Here is a 15,206-nt window from a genome sequence, read left to right as displayed (position 1 = left end):
TCACGGCCCGCACGGGCTGGGCGGGGCCGGGGTCTGGGTTGGGGGGTCAACGGGTCCCCTTCGGGTCCAGTGCGTCGCGAACGCCGTCGCCGAAGAGGTTGAAGGCGAGCACGGTGATGAAGATGGCGACGCCTGGGATGATCATGTACATCGGGTCGGACTCGTAGTACGTCACGGCGTCGGAGAGCATCGAGCCCCACGAAGCGGTCGGCGGCTTGACACCCACGCCGAGGAAGCTGAGCGCGGCCTCGGTCAGGATGTTGGTCGGGATCATCAGCGTCGTGTAGACGGTGATCGGCGCGACCAGGTTCGGCAGCAGTTCCTTGCCGATGATGTAGCCGCGGCCGGCCCCCAGACTGCGGGCCGCCTCGATGTACTCCCGCTCGCGCAGCGAGAGCACCTGGCCGCGCACGATACGGCCGATGTACGGCCAGCCGAAGAAGCCGATGACCACGATCATCACCAGCAGCCGGACACCCGTACCGGTCAGCCCGAACATGTTGTTCGGCATGACGGAGATCAGGGAGATGATGAACAGCAGCTGCGGGAAGGCCAGCAGCATGTCCATCACACGGCTGATGACCGCGTCCAGCCAGCCGCCGAAGTAGCCGGCGAGGGTGCCGAGGATGGTGCCGAAGACGACGGCGACGAACGCGGAGAGAAAGCCGACCAGGATCGAGACGCGGGCCCCGTACAGGATGCGGGCGAGGATGTCGCGGCCACTGACCGGCTCGACACCCAGCAGGTGCTCGCCGGACATACCGCCGAACGCGCCCTTGGGCGTGCTGAACAGCGGGTCGATGAGGTTTTCGTGACGCTCGTTCGGCGACTGGCCCGTCAGCGCGGTGAGCGCCGGGGCGAAGATCGCGACGAGGATCAGCAGCAGCACGATCGCGCCGCCGACCAGCGCCACCTTGTCACGCTTGAGCCGCTCCCAGGCGATCCGGCCGAGCGAGCGGCCCTCGATCGACGTCTCGGTCTTGCCGGGCGCGGGCTCCGCGACCGCGGTTTTCGCGGTCGTCTCCTCGTGCAGTGGTGCCGTCATCGTGGTGGGGACCCCTTCTCGACCGGCAGTTGACCAGTCCACGCACACCGCTGTAGCGGTCGAAGTTGTGAAGGACGTTCGCAAGCCGTTCGTATGGAAGGCACGACGACGGCCTCCCTGTGGCTTATGGCTCGGGAGTCTTCATCGCGGTCACGATCAGTCGCCAGACCTCCCGGGGAAAGGATGCGCAACTGTGATGTGACGCGTCATGTTCCGTTATGCGGACGGAAATTGACGTTCAGCGGTGCCGGAGCGAGGGGTATGTCCTGATCTGGACCGTGTCCGGCGTCGGTTTTCGGCAACCGGACGGGCCCGGCGAACGCCGGGCGTGGGAAAGGGTCAGAGCGGGCGCGGGTAGCCGTAGCCGAAGCCGCCGGCCTCGGGCCGCACGGCGCCGTAGGGGGCCCTGGCGTGCGCGTCCCGGTCGAAGAAGGGACGGGACTGGCGGCGCAGCCACATCGCCACCGGGTCGTAGTCGTCCGCCATGGCGACGCTGGAGACCGGCAGCCCCTCGGGCGCCGCGGCGACGGATCCGGCCATCATCCGCCGCGCCGCCTCCACGGAGGCGGGACTGCCGTCGTACAGCTCCAGCCCGATGGCCAGGTACGGCACCCCCAGGGCGGGCCGCACCCAGGCCCGGCGCAGCGAACGGACGGCGGGCGTGTGGTGGGCGTTCTGCGTCAGCAGCGCGTAGAACTGCGGGATGTCCAGCGTGGGTTCACTGATCTGGAGCGGCCCGGCGGGCAGCTGGTCGAGGCCGACCGCGATACGGCGCAGATCCAGCCACGGGATACCGACTCCCCCGCCCGGGGCGTGCGGATTCAGCCAGATCCCCCAGCGGTCGGGGAAGAGGGCCGCGGCGATGTCCCGCCCGACGACGACCTCGTGGGCGCGGCTCCACCCGGAGGCCGTCAGCTCCTGGGCCGAGGTCACACACGGTGCGTAACCGTATCCGGCGACCTCCATGTTGCCGTACTGCGCGTCCGGGGAACCGGCCTGGCCGTTCCACAGCAGCATCCACAGCCGGCTGCCCGCGAGCGCCCGGAGCAGAGCCTCGTAGCTCTCGAAGGTGTCGTACGCCCCCGGCGACACCCGCCGCAGGAGCTGCTCGACGCTTTCACCCGCGCTCACCTGGGCCGCCCTTCCACCACTGACGCCGTCCCTGCTCGTCACGTCGCTCCGCACGCTATCCCACCAGCTTAAGAGCGGGACGCGGTATCCGTACTCGTACTCGGTCCGGCCCCTTCGGGCACGTACGGCTCAGACATGCCCCTCGCGGGTGTAGAAGGGGCGGACGCACTGCCGCATCCAGTCCACCACCGGGTCGTTCGCCGCATCCAGCAGCACCATCTGCACCGGCCAGCGCACCTGGGCCTGGTGCAGCGCCCGGCCGAGCGCGTCGTGCGCCGCCTGCCGCGACTCGGGCTCCAGCAGGTCGAGTTCCAGCCCGACGAACAGGGCCGGCGCGTCCCCCTCGATGCTGGCCAGCCCCCGGCGGGCGGTCCGTACGTACGGCAGGGCGGCGAACTCGGCGGAGGCCGCGGCCAGGAACGCCAGCGGATCGTCCTGCCAGTCCGGCTCGAACAGCCGCACCCGCGCCCCCCGCGCGACCCCGGCCGCCGCCTGCTCGGCGGGGGTGTTGCCGCACAGTTCGGCGACAGCCTCGGCCGGCAGCGGCATCCCGACCGTGCCCTCGGGGTTGACGGCGATCCCCACCCCGGGCGGCAGCCCCCGGGCGAACTCCCTGGCCGGCGCGATGGTGAAGGACATGTGCGAGCCGGCGACAGCGAGGAACTGCTCCTCGGAGCTGAAGACCGGCACGAAGACGGCGCCGTCCAACTCGATGGTGGGCAGGTCCAGTTCACGGCTCTCCTGGCTGCCGCCCTCGGGCAGCGGCACCCACAGGCTGCTGCGGCCGATCACCTCCAGCAGCCGGGCACCGGCGTGGGGCGTCTGGAGCGAGGCGGCGAGGGTCTCCTCCAGCTCGTTGGCCGGCCAGCCGCCGCCGTGCCCGGGCCCGAAGTGCTGCGGCTGCTGGGGCTGTGAGGGGTGCGACGGAGCTGTCATGCGCACAAGCCTATCCATGGCCCCCCGCCCGCCCCCGGGGGCCGGGGCACCGTCCGTCCGCCGGGTAGTGCACAGACGGCGACCCTCCGGTTGCATGCCGCACCACGTGACCGAAAAGTGGGGAACGTCCCCTTACGTGCCGCCCGGCACGTTGACTGGAGGAAAGCACATGCGCGTGAACAGGATCACCGCCGCCGCCGTCACCGTCTCCCTGGCAGGCTCACTCGCCGTCGGAGCGGCGGGCGCCGCCTTCGCCGCGCCCGCCGGCCACACCGCCACGCACGCGGCAGGGACCCAGGTGAAGCCGGAGCCGTCGGACGACCCCGACACCCAGGTGCCGCAGAAGCCGTCGGCCGGGAAGCCGGCCCGCCCCCAGCAGAAGCCCTCCGACCAGCAGCAGCCGCCCCGGCCCCAGAAGCCCTCCGACCAGCAGAAGCCGGCCTCTCCCCAGAGCCCGAAGAAGGAACAGGCCCCCGGCAAGCCGGGCAAGCCGGTACCGCAGCCCGGCCAGCAGGCGCAGAAGCCGGGCCAGCAACCGGGTAAGCAGCAGGCGAAGCCCGGCAAGCCGGCCACCCCCGGAAAGCCCGGAAAGCCCAGCAAGCCCGGCAAGCCGGCGAGCAGCCCGCTGGACCAGCTGCTCGGCAAGCAGAACCCCGCCCAGCCGGGCACGGACGCGGCGGCACCGCAGCGCCCGGCCCAGCCCCTCAGCATCGACGAGGGCCGCTGACCGAGCCGCCGGCAAGGCAGTGGCCGGGCCCCCTGACCGCCGACAAGGCAGTGGCCAGGCCCCTGACCGCCGTCCAGACCGCGGCCGGGACACCTGACCGGGCGGACCCCGGCGAAGGCCGCTGCCAGGGCCACTGACGGACTCCGCTGACGGGGTCCGTCGCCGGGGCCGCCGGTCAGCGGTGTGCCGGGCCGCCCGCGCGGGCCGCCCGCGGCCCCGGTTCCGGCATCCGTCCGTCCGCGGGCCCGCCGTCCCCCAGGGGCGGCGGGTCCGCCGGCGCGGGCTTCGGGACGGGACGCACGTGCGCCGTGACCGCCATCGGCACCCCGCCGGGCAACGGCTCGAACAGCAGTGCACGCACCGTGCCCGCGGCGGCCCTGTCCAGCAGGACGGACGAGACACAGCCGCGCGGCAGCCGGCCGGCCCGAGCGGCGGCCCGCAGCCGGCGCACGGCGCGCAGATGACGACGGAAGGCGTACCCGGACACACCCCGGCCACGGGCCGCCTGCCCCGACAGCGCCTCCCGCGTGGAGACGTCGAGCAGCAGCAGGTGGAGCGACCGGCCCCGGCGCAGCGCGTCCCGCGCCAGCCAGCGCCGCACCCAGCTCTGGGTGCCGCAGTCGTGCACCACCACCGAGGCGCCCGAGGCGAGCGCGGCACGCAGCGCCGCGTAGTGCGCGAGCCGGACCAGCGGCCGGTAGAGGCCGTAGGGCAGCCGGCGCGGCATGCGCCGCTCCCAGCGCTCCCGCATGTCCTGGGAATCGATCCGGATCACCCCGGCACGGGCCGGTACCGCCCTGCGCATCAGGGTGGACTTGCCGCCGCCCGGCAGACCGGAGACCACCACTACGTCCCCCGGGCGGTAGCGCAGCGTCCGTGCTGCGCCGCCGCCCCGCAGGTCGTGGCGGACCACGGCATACGCGGTGGAGCAGGCCGGCTCCCCCGGACCACGGGGCTCCCCCGCCCCGCCCGGCTCCCCCGGTCCGCGCGGCGGCCCCACCGGGGGCAGTCCCCGCCCTCCGCGCGGGTCCCGTTCCGCTCTCTCCGCCGCTCGCGCCCCGGCGCTCGTCAGTGTCACGTCAGCACCGCGCAGGCTGCTCAACAGCTCTCCCCTCCCGGAGGCGGCGGCCTGTCGGCCGCCTCGCGCCAAGTGTAAAGAAGAGGTAATGCCGTGCCTAGGTCGTCGGCTTCCGCTCAGGGGCAGCCACGGCCCGCTCACCCGTGCGATGATGTCCGGGCCAATTCCATACCGGCCGTTCGAACCCGCGCGGGAGAGTCCCCGGTGCGCAGCAGGTCATGCCGCACACCAGGGCGCCGAAGGAGCAAGATCCTCCCTTGAATCTCTCAGGCCCCGTCACCGTGCGGGCGAGGCACATCTGAAAAGCGGTCCGCCGCGCGCTCCGGCGCGGGCGGCCCCACCCAAGGTGCAAGCCGCACTCAGCAGCCCGATGGCTCGCGGCGAACCTCTCAGGTTCCGATGACAGATGGGGAGGACATCCGTGTCGTACCCCCTCGCGGGGCCCCGTCCTCGGGGCGGTCCCCGTTCCGGAACCCAGGGAGCCTGAATGACAGAGCCACCGGCCACCCGCAAGACCGCGCTGGACGCCACCCACCGGGCGCTGGGCGCGACCATGACCGACTTCGCCGGCTGGGACATGCCGCTGCGCTACGGCAGCGAGCGTGAGGAACATCTGGCGGTGCGCTCCGCGGCCGGCCTCTTCGACCTCTCCCACATGGGCGAGATCACCCTCACCGGACCGCAGGCGGGCGAACTGCTCGATTACGCGCTGGTCGGCAATCTGTCCAAGCTGGCCGTGGGCCGGGCCCGCTACACGATGATCTGCGACGCGGACGGCGGCATCCTCGACGACCTGATCGTCTACCGCCTGGCGGAGCAGGAGTACATGGTCGTCGCCAACGCCGCCAACGCGCAGACCGTCCTGGACGCGCTGCGCGAGCGGCAGGACGGGTTCGGCGCGGAGGTCCGCGACGACCGCGACACCTACGCCCTGATCGCCGTCCAGGGCCCGGCCGCCGCCGGCATCGTCAAGAAGCTCACCGGCTTCGACATCGACGGGCTGCGCTACTACGCGGGCGAACGCGACGTGGTGGCCGGCAAGCCCGCCCTCATCGCCCGTACGGGGTACACCGGCGAGGACGGCTTCGAGCTGTTCACCGCCGCCGAGGACGCCGTCGCCGTGTGGGAGGCGCTGACCGAGGCGGGCCGGGACGCCGGGCTGGTGCCGTGCGGGCTCAGCTGCCGCGACACCCTCCGGCTGGAGGCCGGCATGCCGCTGTACGGCCACGAGCTGTCCACCTCGCTGACCCCCTTCGACGCCGGCCTGGGCCGGACCGTCAAGTTCGAGAAGACCACGAACGAGGGCCGCTTCGTGGGCCGGGAAGCGCTGGCCGCCGCCGCCGAGCGTGCCGAGAGCGCTCCCCCGCGCAAACTGGTGGGGCTCGTCGCCCGGGGCCGCCGGGTGCCGCGCGCCGGCTACCCGGTCGTGGCCGCCGACGGCACCGTTGTGGGCGAGGTCACTTCCGGGGCGCCGTCGCCGACCCTGGGCAAGCCGATCGCGATGGCGTACGTCGACCCGGCGTACGCCGCCCCCGGCACCGAGGGCGTCGCGGTCGACATCCGCGGCTCCCACGAGCCGTACGACGTCGTGGCGTTGCCCTTCTACAAGCGCGGCTGATCCGCAAGCGCGGCTGAGCCCTTCCGCAGGCAGGGCTCAGCCCTTCCACAAACGGGGCCGAGCCCTCCCACAAGCAGGGGGCCGAGCCCTTTGACGAACGGGGCCGAGCCCTTCCGCAAACAGGGCCGGCCCGCGCCCCGGGCCCGCGGCACCCCGCGCCGCGAACCGTACGCCGCGGCGGGCCGGCACCCCGCCGCCGCCTGCCCCTGCCGCACCGGCAGGCGGCCACGGCGGCGGCAGGAGTGTTCACCTGCCAAGACCGCTTTCCGCCCCACCTACCGCATCCGGGAGAATCGACCCATGAGCAACCCCGAGCAGCTCCGCTACAGCAAGGAGCACGAGTGGCTGTCGGACGCCGAGGACGGCGTCGCGACGGTCGGGATCACCGAGCACGCCGCCAACGCGCTCGGCGATGTCGTCTTCGTCCAGCTCCCCGAGGTCGGGGACACCGTCAGCGCGGGCGAGACCTGCGGTGAGCTGGAGTCCACCAAGTCCGTCAGCGACCTCTACTCGCCGGTCTCCGGCGAGGTCACCGAGATCAACCAGGACGTCGTGGACGACCCGGCCCTGGTGAACTCGGCCCCCTTCGAAGGCGGCTGGCTGTTCAAGGTGAAGGTCTCCGAGGTGCCGGACGACCTGCTGACGGCCGACGAGTACACCGCGTTCGCCGCCGGCGCCTGATGCTCACGCCCCGGTCCGGCCGGGCCCGACCCGGCCGCCCGGGGCCGCCTGCCCGCCCCGCCATTTTCCCAGGGATGGTTCTTCCATGTCGCTTCTGAACGGCTCTCTCCACGAGGTCGACCCGGACGTCGCCGCCGCCGTCGACGCCGAACTCCACCGTCAGCAGTCCACGCTAGAGATGATCGCCTCGGAGAACTTCGCTCCGGTCGCCGCCATGGAGGCGCAGGGCTCGGTCCTCACCAACAAGTACGCCGAGGGCTACCCGGGCCGCCGCTACTACGGCGGCTGCGAGTACGTGGACGTGGTCGAGGACCTGGCCCGCGACCGTATCAAGGCCCTCTTCGGCGCCGAGTCCGCCAACGTCCAGCCGCACTCCGGCGCCCAGGCGAACGCGGCAGCGATGTTCGCGCTGCTCAAGCCGGGCGACACCATCCTGGGCCTCGACCTGGCGCACGGCGGGCACCTCACCCACGGGATGAAGATCAACTTCTCCGGGAAGCTCTACAACGTCGCCGCCTACAAGGTCGACGAGAACACCGGCCGGATCGACATGGAAGAGGTCGAGCGGCTGGCCAAGGAGCACCGCCCGCAGCTGATCATCGCCGGCTGGTCCGCCTACCCGCGCCAGCTCGACTTCGCCGCCTTCCGCCGCGTCGCCGACGAGGTCGGCGCCCTGCTCATGGTGGACATGGCGCACTTCGCCGGCCTGGTCGCCGCCGGGCTGCACCCCAGCCCGGTGCCGTACGCGGACGTGGTGACCACCACCACGCACAAGACCCTCGGCGGCCCGCGCGGCGGTGTGATCCTGTCGAAGAAGGAGCACGCCAAGAAGATCAACTCGGCGGTCTTCCCCGGCCAGCAGGGCGGCCCGCTGGAGCATGTGATCGCCGCCAAGGCCGTCGCATTCAAGATCGCGGCCAGCGAGGAGTTCAAGGAGCGGCAGCGCCGCACCCTGAGCGGCGCGCGCATCCTCGCCGAGCGCCTGCTGCGCCAGGACGCGGTCGACGCGGGCGTCTCCGTCCTGTCCGGCGGCACGGACGTGCACCTCGTCCTGGTCGACCTGCGCAACAGCGAGCTGGACGGCCAGCAGGCCGAGGACCGGCTCCACGACATCGGCATCACCGTCAACCGCAACGCCGTCCCCAACGACCCGCGGCCCCCGATGGTGACCTCCGGCCTGCGCATCGGCACGCCCGCACTGGCCACCCGCGGCTTCACCGACGAGGACTTCACCGAGGTCGCCGACGTGATCGCCGAAGCACTGCTGCCCACCTTCGACGAGGAGAAGGGCAAGGCACTGGCCGCGCGGGTCTCCGCGCTCGCCGCCAAGCACCCGCTCTACCCCACACTGGGCAAGTAGTCCCCTCCGCCCTCACCTCCGTCCCGTCCTCCCGGCCCCGCCCCCCGGCGGTCCGGGAGGACGGGGCGCAAGGGCGAGGGCGAGGCCGACGGGCCCGCGACTCGCACCCGCCGCACCACAGCAATCCCACGCGCCCCACAAGGGCAAGGAGAGCCGCACCATGGCAATCTCGGTCTTCGACCTCTTCTCGATCGGCATCGGCCCCTCCAGCTCCCACACCGTGGGACCCATGCGCGCAGCCCGGATGTTCGCCCGGCGCCTCAAGAACGAAGGCGCCCTCGCCCACACCGCCGCCGTCCGCGCCGAACTCTTCGGCTCCCTCGGCGCCACCGGACACGGCCACGGCACCCCCAAGGCCGTCCTCCTCGGACTGGAGGGCGAGTCCCCCCGCACCGTCGACGTCGAGACCGCCGACGAGAGGGTGGCCCGCATCCGCGAACAAGGCCGGCTGCGGCTGCTCGCCACCGAGATAGGGGACGCGCACGAGATCGCCTTCGACGAGCGCACCCAGCTGATCCTCCACCGCCGCCGCTCCCTGCCGTACCACGCCAACGGCATGACCCTCTTCGCCTACGACGAGGCGGGCACGCCCCTGCTGGAGAAGACCTACTACTCGGTGGGCGGCGGCTTCGTCGTGGACGAGGACGCCGTCGGCGAGGACCGCATCAAACTGGACGACACCGTCCTGCGGCACCCCTTCCGCACCGGCGACGACCTGCTGCGGCTCACCCGCGAGACCGGCCTGTCCGTCTCCCGGCTGATGCTGGAGAACGAGAAGGCGTGGCGCACCGAGGAGGAGATCCGCGCCGGCCTGCTGGAGATCTGGCAGGTCATGAAGGACTGCGTGGCCCGCGGCCTCACCCAGGAGGGCATCCTGCCCGGCGGCCTCAAAGTACGCCGCCGCGCCGCCACCTCGGCCCGCCAACTGCGCGCCGAGGGCCGGGCCGAGGCCCACGCCATGGAGTGGACCACCCTCTACGCGATGGCCGTCAACGAGGAGAACGCCGCAGGCGGCCGGGTCGTGACCGCACCGACCAACGGCGCCGCCGGCATCATCCCCGCCGTCCTCCACTACGCACACCACTTCGTGCCCGGCACCGACGACGACGCCGTCGTCCGCTTCCTGCTGGCGGCGGGCGCGATCGGCATGCTCTTCAAGGAGAACGCCTCCATCTCCGGCGCCGAGGTCGGCTGCCAGGGAGAGGTCGGCTCCGCCTGCTCGATGGCCGCCGGCGGCCTCGCCGAGATCCTCGGCGGCTCCCCCGAACAGGTCGAGAACGCCGCCGAGATCGGCATCGAACACAACCTCGGCCTCACCTGCGACCCCGTCGGCGGGCTCGTACAGATCCCCTGCATCGAACGGAACGGCATGGCGGCGGTCAAGGCCGTCACCGCCGCCCGCATGTCCCTCCGCGGCGACGGCCGCCACCACGTCTCCCTCGACAAGGCCATCAAGACCATGCGCGAGACGGGCGCCGACATGAAGGTCAAATACAAGGAGACGGCGCGGGGCGGGCTCGCGGTGAACGTGATCGAGTGCTGAGCGCGCCTGGTACGACCAGGTGATACGGGTCTTCCAGCGCTGACACGGGCACCCTTCTATACGGCGGAACGCTCCTGGGAGGTCCCTGGGGCGCTCCTGCTGTGCGTGCCCCCGAGCCCAGGGCAACTGGGCCTCCCCCGATCTGCGGTGGCCGGCCACCTGCGGGCGCCAGGTCCACCGACCGTGCCTACCACCGCCGTCGACCTGCACCGCAGGGCCATCCCCACGAGCGCGGGGTCGAAGGCATGCCGGCCCAGGCGACAAGCGACCCGATGGGTCCATCCCCGCAGGCGCGGGGCCGACGCTTGCTGACCATAGCGTCTGTTGCGACGGGTGAGGGTTTCCCTTCAGCTCCGAATCGCTACGTGCTCGCCGCTTCCCGTACCAGGGTGGCGAAGTCGTCGTACGGTTCGGGGTCGTCGCCGTCGCCGGGCCACCATTCGTAGGCGGTCCACTCGCCGTCTTCCCGGACGCTGTCGGCGTGCAGCAGCCAGTAGCAGCCGCTGCCACCGTCGTCCTGGCCTATCAGCAGGGACCGCTTGAGCAGGGGGAACTGGTCCGTGAAGACAGCGAACCGGGACCATGTTTCGAGGAGGTCTGGCTCCAGGTCGGTGAACCAGCCGATGTCGCCGACCCGGTGGAGGTCCACGAGGCCGATGTCCTCCCAGCCGTCGCTGACGTGCAGGAAGTTCCGGTACGAGGGGGGAAGTTGCACCCCGAGTCGCTTCTCGGCGGACAGGATCGCTTCCTCGCCCGCCGGTTCGGTCCCGGCCCATCCGGCCTTCAGCCGCTCCTCGCTGATGACCTGCCGGTGTTCCGCGATCGCCTCGCGGACCTCCTCCGAGTCGATGTGCCTGGCGTTGTAGTCGGTGAGGAAGGCACGCCACTCCCCGACCGTCAGAGGTTTTGTCATACCTGGACTCCGAGATTCGTACGGGTGAGTCCCAGGCAGCCTCACACGCCCCTCTGACAGTCGGAGTGCGTGCCGCCCCCGCCGTCAGGAGCGGGCCGCCGCCTCCGCGGGTTCGCGGCGGTGGGGGACGCCGGGTTCTTCGGGGTGCGGGGTGCCGGGGCGGTCGGGGACGCGCAGGGTCTGGCCGGACAGGGGCCGGGCGGTGCGCCAGCCGCCGACGCCCAGTTGGAAGCGGAGGTCCCAGGTGCCGGGGGCCAGGGGGCGGCCGTGGTCGGCGGTGGCGGGATCGACGGTGAACTCCGCCTCGTAGCGCAGGGTGCGCAGTTGCTGGTCCGTGCCGGCGGTGGACCGTCCGAGGAGGCGGCGCAGCCGGTGCCGCAGCCGGCGGGCGAGGCCGCGCCGGCCGTCCCCCGAGCCGTCGTCGCCGGCGCGGCGCCCCTGCCCACCGGCCTCTCCGGCCGCGGCACGGCCCTGACCACCAGTCCCTCCGGTCGCCGCACGCCCCTGGCCGCCACCCGCTCCTCCGGCCGCGGCATGGTTCTGGCCGTCACCCGCCTCTCCGGCCGCGGCGCGGTCCCGGCCGCCGGCCCCTCCGGCGCCGGCGCCTGCGCCGACCGGTTCCTCGACGACGCGCCAGGTCGCGGGCAGGTTGAGGACGGTGCCGTCCTCCCGGTGCCGCAACTGCGCGCGTACGTTGCTGCGTTGCACGGCCTTGGCGAAGTCGGCCGTCTCGGCGGCGCGGGGCACGGCGGCGACGGCGGGCGGCAGGCGCAGCATCAGGCGTCGCGGGTCGGCGCGGGAGAAGACCAGCGGTGCCGCGCCGCGGCCCCTGCCGCGCTCCCGCACCAGCGAGGTCTCGCAGCGCACGTGGAGCCGGCCGTCCTGCCACCGGGCGGACTCGACACGTGGACGGTGGCCGATCCCCGCCTCGAACGCGGCCAGCTCCTCCAGCAGGGCGAGGTCGCCGTGCCGGGCGAGGGCGGCCACGATGCGCAGCCGGGTGGGCAGCGCGGCGTCCGCCTTCTCGGGCATCTCGGCGGCGAGGGCGCCGACCGCCCGGGCCCATGCGGCCCGGCGTTCGGCGGGCTGGTCGAGCAGCCGCTTGCCGGAGATGCGGTCGAGGGCCTTCTTGCCGTACCACCGTGCGGCCAGCCGGTGGCGGTGGCGGCCGGCCGGTACGCGGGTCTCGGGTGCGTCGAGGATGGCCAGCACCTTGCGGATGCTGGCGACGTAGGAGTCCGGTTCGATCTCGGAGTAGCTGATGTTGTGCTTGCCGTCGTGGTGCCGCACCCAGTGGTAGCAGGTGTAGTCGTGCACCGTGGCCACCCGGTCGGTGAGCAGGAACGCGCGGAGGGTGAACATGTGGTCCTCCAGGCGGACCTTGCCCTCCGGGAAACGCAGCCGGTGCGCTTGCAGGAAGGCGCGCCGGAAGAGCTTGTGCACCGTCATGGACGCCAGCAGCGTGGTGTCGGTGCGCAGGTCGCAGGAGGTCATGGGCTTCTCGAACAGGGCCCGCGGCGCCTGCCTGCCGTGTCCGGCCGTCCGGCCGATGACGATGTCGGCGCCGGTTTCGCGGGCCCGCGCGTAGGTGCGCTCCAGCGCTTCGGGCGCCAGCCAGTCGTCGTCGTCCACGTAGTGGATGTACCTGCCGCGTGCCGCGTCCGTGCCGATGTTGCGCGGGCGGCCGGGCCAGCCGGAGTGTTCGGTGCGCAGGACGCGTGCCGTCCGCTGTGCGCCCTGCCGGGCTATCTCCTCCTCCAGCAGGGCGACCGTGTCGTCGCTCGACCCGTCGTCCACGTAGATGATCTCGAACTCGGAGCGGGGCATCGTCTGGGCCAGGAAGGAGCGCAGGCCGACCAGGACCGTCTCCCCCGTGTTGCAGGTGGGTACGACGATGCTGACCTTGGGCTGCTCCTGACCCGTGTCCGTGGCGGTGGTGGGCACTGCGTCCTCTCACATGGCTGGCCTGTGCCGGCGGTGGCGGCCCCCTGCGGCCGGCCGGCGTCCGGGGCGGGTGCCCGGGCGCGGCGGGGTTCATGCCCCCTGTGGGGCGCAGGCCCGCAGGGCGGGAGGGCGGCCGGTCAGCCGGGGTGGAGGGGGATCTCGCACCAGACGCGTTTGCCGTTGCCGCGGGGCTCGACGCCCCAGTCGGTGGCCAGTTCCTCGATGAGCATGAGGCCCCGGCCGGAGGTGGACTGCTCGGTGGCGGCCCTGCGCTGCGGCGAGGCGGGCGAGGTGTCGGTGACGGCGAGCCGCAGCACCCGTCCCCCGTCGCGTACCGGACGGGCGGTGAGGGTGGCGTCGCCCTCGGTGTGCAGCAGCGCGTTGGTGGCCATCTCGCTGGCGAGCAGCTGGGCGGTGTCGCTGAGCGAGTCGAGCGACCAGCGGTGCAGGGCGGTCCGCAGTGCCTGCCGGGCCGCCTGGAGGGAGTCGGGGTCGCCGGGGGTGATCGTGACGGCCATCTGCGGGGCGGTGTGCTGCCGGCCGGAGGCGCGGTGGAGCAGCAGCATCGCCACGTCGTCCTCCTGCCCGGTGTAGGCCCGCATGGTGTGCAGCAGGTGGTCGGCCAGCCGGTCGGGGCGGGCCGGGCCGCCGCGGACGGCGTCGATGAGCTGGTCGCGGCCCTGGTCGATGTCCTTGGTGCGGGACTCGATGAGGCCGTCGGTGCACAGCAGCAGCGTGGAGCCGGGTTCCAGCATCGTCTCGGCGGTGGTGTAGGCGGGGTGCGCGGCGGGGGCGGCGAGACCCAGTGGCAGTCCGGCGGGGGTGTCCAGCCATACGCAGCTGCCGTCCGGGCGGCGCAGCACCGGTCCGAGGTGTCCGGCGCGCACGCTGGTCATCAGGCCGGTGTCGGGGTCGAGGACGACGAGGAGGCAGGTGGCGAACCGGTCGGTGTCCAGTTCGGCGAGGAAGGCGGAGGAGCGCGCCATCACGGTGGCGGGCGGGTGGCCTTCGGCGGCGTAGGCGCGCAGTGCGATCCGCAGTTGTCCCATGACGGCCGCCGCCGTCACGTCGTGGCCCTGGACGTCGCCGACGACGGCGACGATGCGGCCGTCCGGCAGCGCGACGGCGTCGTACCAGTCGCCGCCGATGCCGCCGCGGGCGCGGGCGGGCCGGTAGCGGGTGGCCATGGTCAGTCCGGGGACGTGCGGGATGTGGCCGGGCAGCATCGCCGTCTGGAGTCCGGTGGCCAGTTCGTGTTCCTGGTCGTAGAGCAGTGCCCGCTGCAGGGACTGGGCGATGGTGCTGCTGAGCGCGGTCAGCACGGTGCGTTCGTCGTGGGTGAAGCGTCCCTTGCCGTGGTAGGTGAGGCCGAGTGCGCCGATGGGCACGTCGTGGGCGATCAACGGCAGGTAGGCGGCTGCGGTGGCCAGCGGCACCCGGTGCAGATAGGGGCGCAGCCCCGGGTATCTGCGGGCGAACTCCTCCCGGTCGGTGATGAAGACCGGTTCGCGGGTGCGGACGGCCTCGCTGAGCGGCAGTGGATCGCCGATCCGGGCGAGGTGGAAGTCGCGCAGGAGGTCGTCGGGCGCCCCGTTGGCGCCCACGAGTCCCATCCGGCCCTGGTCGAGCAGTCCGACCAGGACGCTGGCGGCGCCGAGCCGGTACAGCAGCCGGTCGGCGGTGAGGGCCTCGGCCACGTCGTCGACCGTCACGGTCGGGGCGAGGGCCTCGTTGACGTGGGCCACGATGTCGGCCTGGCGGCGCCGGTCGCTCTTGGCCTGGCGCAGCTCCCGCGTCTGGTCGAGGGCCCGCAGTTCCTGGTCGGCGTCGCGGATGACGCCGACGACGTGGCGGGGCCGTCCGCTCTCGTCGCACAGGACGGTGCCCTGGGTGTGGGTCCAGCGCACCGCGCCGTCGCGGTGCCGCACCCGGAAGTAGAGGCTGTAGCCGGTCCGCTCCTTGAGGGCCCGGCCCACCTGGGCCTGGATCTCGGGCAGCTCCTGGGCGAGCATGCGGCCGGCGAGAGTGGCGGGCCGGTTGTCGTACTCCTCCGGTCTGAGGCCCATCACGGCGAGACCGGCCTCGTCGTACCGCATCTCACCGGTGGTCAGGTCCCAGGTGAAGCTGCCCATGCCGTTGACGGCGAGGGCCACGTGCGCGGGGACCGGCGAGTCGCTCTGCCGGCCGGGGCCCGTGTTCGGTTCGCGGAAGCCGTGCATCGCTGTCTCCC

General features: G+C 72.7%; 11 protein-coding genes, 1 pseudogene and 2 riboswitches. Of the genes and pseudogenes, 5 read left to right on the top strand and 7 right to left on the bottom strand.

The window, feature by feature from the left end; translation table 11 throughout:
• Positions 1-46: 46 nt before the first annotated feature.
• The 3 genes from IO40_RS0110085 to IO40_RS0110075 form a co-directional block, all read right to left on the bottom strand.
• A complete protein-coding gene (locus IO40_RS0110085; protein ID WP_016469898.1) occupies positions 47-1,045 on the bottom strand; it encodes an ABC transporter permease in 999 nt (332 codons plus the stop codon).
• A gap of 339 nt (positions 1,046-1,384) precedes the next feature.
• Entirely contained in the window at positions 1,385-2,176 is a 792-nt protein-coding gene (locus IO40_RS0110080) for an enhanced serine sensitivity protein SseB C-terminal domain-containing protein (RefSeq protein ID WP_030408224.1), read from the bottom strand.
• A gap of 129 nt (positions 2,177-2,305) precedes the next feature.
• Complete coding sequence (locus IO40_RS0110075; protein WP_041968442.1) at positions 2,306-3,112, bottom strand: enhanced serine sensitivity protein SseB C-terminal domain-containing protein; 807 nt, start codon at positions 3,110-3,112, stop codon at positions 2,306-2,308.
• Between the two features lie 169 nt (positions 3,113-3,281).
• Here IO40_RS0110075 and IO40_RS0110070 point away from each other — a divergent pair, with 169 nt between their 5' ends.
• Entirely contained in the window at positions 3,282-3,839 is a 558-nt protein-coding gene (locus IO40_RS0110070) for a hypothetical protein (RefSeq protein ID WP_016469895.1), read from the top strand.
• A gap of 343 nt (positions 3,840-4,182) precedes the next feature.
• Here the strand turns inward: IO40_RS0110070 and IO40_RS0110065 are convergent.
• Positions 4,183-4,848, bottom strand: a pseudogene (locus tag IO40_RS0110065) (AAA family ATPase); the annotation flags it as partial.
• A gap of 249 nt (positions 4,849-5,097) precedes the next feature.
• A riboswitch (glycine riboswitch) is annotated at positions 5,098-5,209 on the top strand.
• Positions 5,210-5,333, top strand: a riboswitch (glycine riboswitch).
• A 71-nt stretch (positions 5,334-5,404) separates the two neighbouring features.
• On the opposite strand from IO40_RS0110065, the gene gcvT reads away from it, so the two are divergent.
• From gcvT to IO40_RS0110045, 4 genes are all read left to right on the top strand, one after another.
• Positions 5,405-6,535 (top strand): glycine cleavage system aminomethyltransferase GcvT, encoded by a 1,131-nt coding sequence (gene gcvT / locus IO40_RS0110060; protein ID WP_016469893.1) that lies wholly within the window; start codon positions 5,405-5,407, stop codon positions 6,533-6,535.
• Positions 6,536-6,835: 300 nt separating this feature from the next.
• A complete protein-coding gene (gene gcvH / locus IO40_RS0110055; protein ID WP_016469892.1) occupies positions 6,836-7,216 on the top strand; it encodes a glycine cleavage system protein GcvH in 381 nt (126 codons plus the stop codon).
• A gap of 85 nt (positions 7,217-7,301) precedes the next feature.
• Positions 7,302-8,576 carry a serine hydroxymethyltransferase gene (gene glyA / locus IO40_RS0110050; RefSeq protein WP_030408222.1) on the top strand — a complete coding sequence of 425 codons (1,275 nt, stop codon included), beginning with the start codon at positions 7,302-7,304 and terminating at the stop codon, positions 8,574-8,576.
• Positions 8,577-8,736: 160 nt separating this feature from the next.
• Positions 8,737-10,119, top strand: a complete 1,383-nt coding sequence (locus IO40_RS0110045) for an L-serine ammonia-lyase (protein WP_016469890.1) — start codon at positions 8,737-8,739, stop codon at positions 10,117-10,119.
• Between the two features lie 361 nt (positions 10,120-10,480).
• Here the strand turns inward: IO40_RS0110045 and IO40_RS0110040 are convergent, their stop codons facing one another.
• From IO40_RS0110040 to IO40_RS0110030, 3 genes are all read right to left on the bottom strand, one after another.
• Positions 10,481-11,032, bottom strand: a complete 552-nt coding sequence (locus tag IO40_RS0110040) for an SMI1/KNR4 family protein (protein ID WP_031175286.1) — start codon at positions 11,030-11,032, stop codon at positions 10,481-10,483.
• 84 nt (positions 11,033-11,116) lie between these two features.
• Entirely contained in the window at positions 11,117-12,976 is a 1,860-nt protein-coding gene (locus tag IO40_RS33390; protein WP_051719248.1) for a glycosyltransferase family 2 protein, read from the bottom strand.
• 137 nt (positions 12,977-13,113) lie between these two features.
• On the bottom strand, positions 13,114-15,195 hold the full coding sequence (locus IO40_RS0110030) for a SpoIIE family protein phosphatase (RefSeq protein WP_016469887.1): 2,082 nt from the start codon (positions 15,193-15,195) through the stop codon (positions 13,114-13,116).
• Between the last annotated feature and the right edge of the window lie 11 nt (positions 15,196-15,206).

The organism is Streptomyces albus subsp. albus (genome assembly GCF_000725885.1).
Taxonomy (GTDB): domain Bacteria; phylum Actinomycetota; class Actinomycetes; order Streptomycetales; family Streptomycetaceae; genus Streptomyces; species Streptomyces albus.
This window is presented reverse-complemented; position numbering and strand designations above follow the sequence as displayed.

Bases quoted from the DNA above. Each gene is read 5' to 3' on its own strand.
- IO40_RS0110085 (WP_016469898.1), bottom strand. From the start codon at position 1,045: ATGACGGCACCACTGCACGAGGAGACGACCGCGAAAACCGCGGTCGCG.
- IO40_RS0110075 (WP_041968442.1), bottom strand. From the start codon at position 3,112: ATGACAGCTCCGTCGCACCCCTCACAGCCCCAGCAGCCGCAGCACTTC.
- IO40_RS0110070 (WP_016469895.1), top strand. From the start codon at position 3,282: ATGCGCGTGAACAGGATCACCGCCGCCGCCGTCACCGTCTCCCTGGCA.
- gcvT (WP_016469893.1), top strand. From the start codon at position 5,405: ATGACAGAGCCACCGGCCACCCGCAAGACCGCGCTGGACGCCACCCAC.
- gcvH (WP_016469892.1), top strand. From the start codon at position 6,836: ATGAGCAACCCCGAGCAGCTCCGCTACAGCAAGGAGCACGAGTGGCTG.
- glyA (WP_030408222.1), top strand. From the start codon at position 7,302: ATGTCGCTTCTGAACGGCTCTCTCCACGAGGTCGACCCGGACGTCGCC.
- IO40_RS0110045 (WP_016469890.1), top strand. From the start codon at position 8,737: ATGGCAATCTCGGTCTTCGACCTCTTCTCGATCGGCATCGGCCCCTCC.
- IO40_RS0110040 (WP_031175286.1), bottom strand. From the start codon at position 11,032: ATGACAAAACCTCTGACGGTCGGGGAGTGGCGTGCCTTCCTCACCGAC.
- IO40_RS0110030 (WP_016469887.1), bottom strand. From the start codon at position 15,195: ATGCACGGCTTCCGCGAACCGAACACGGGCCCCGGCCGGCAGAGCGAC.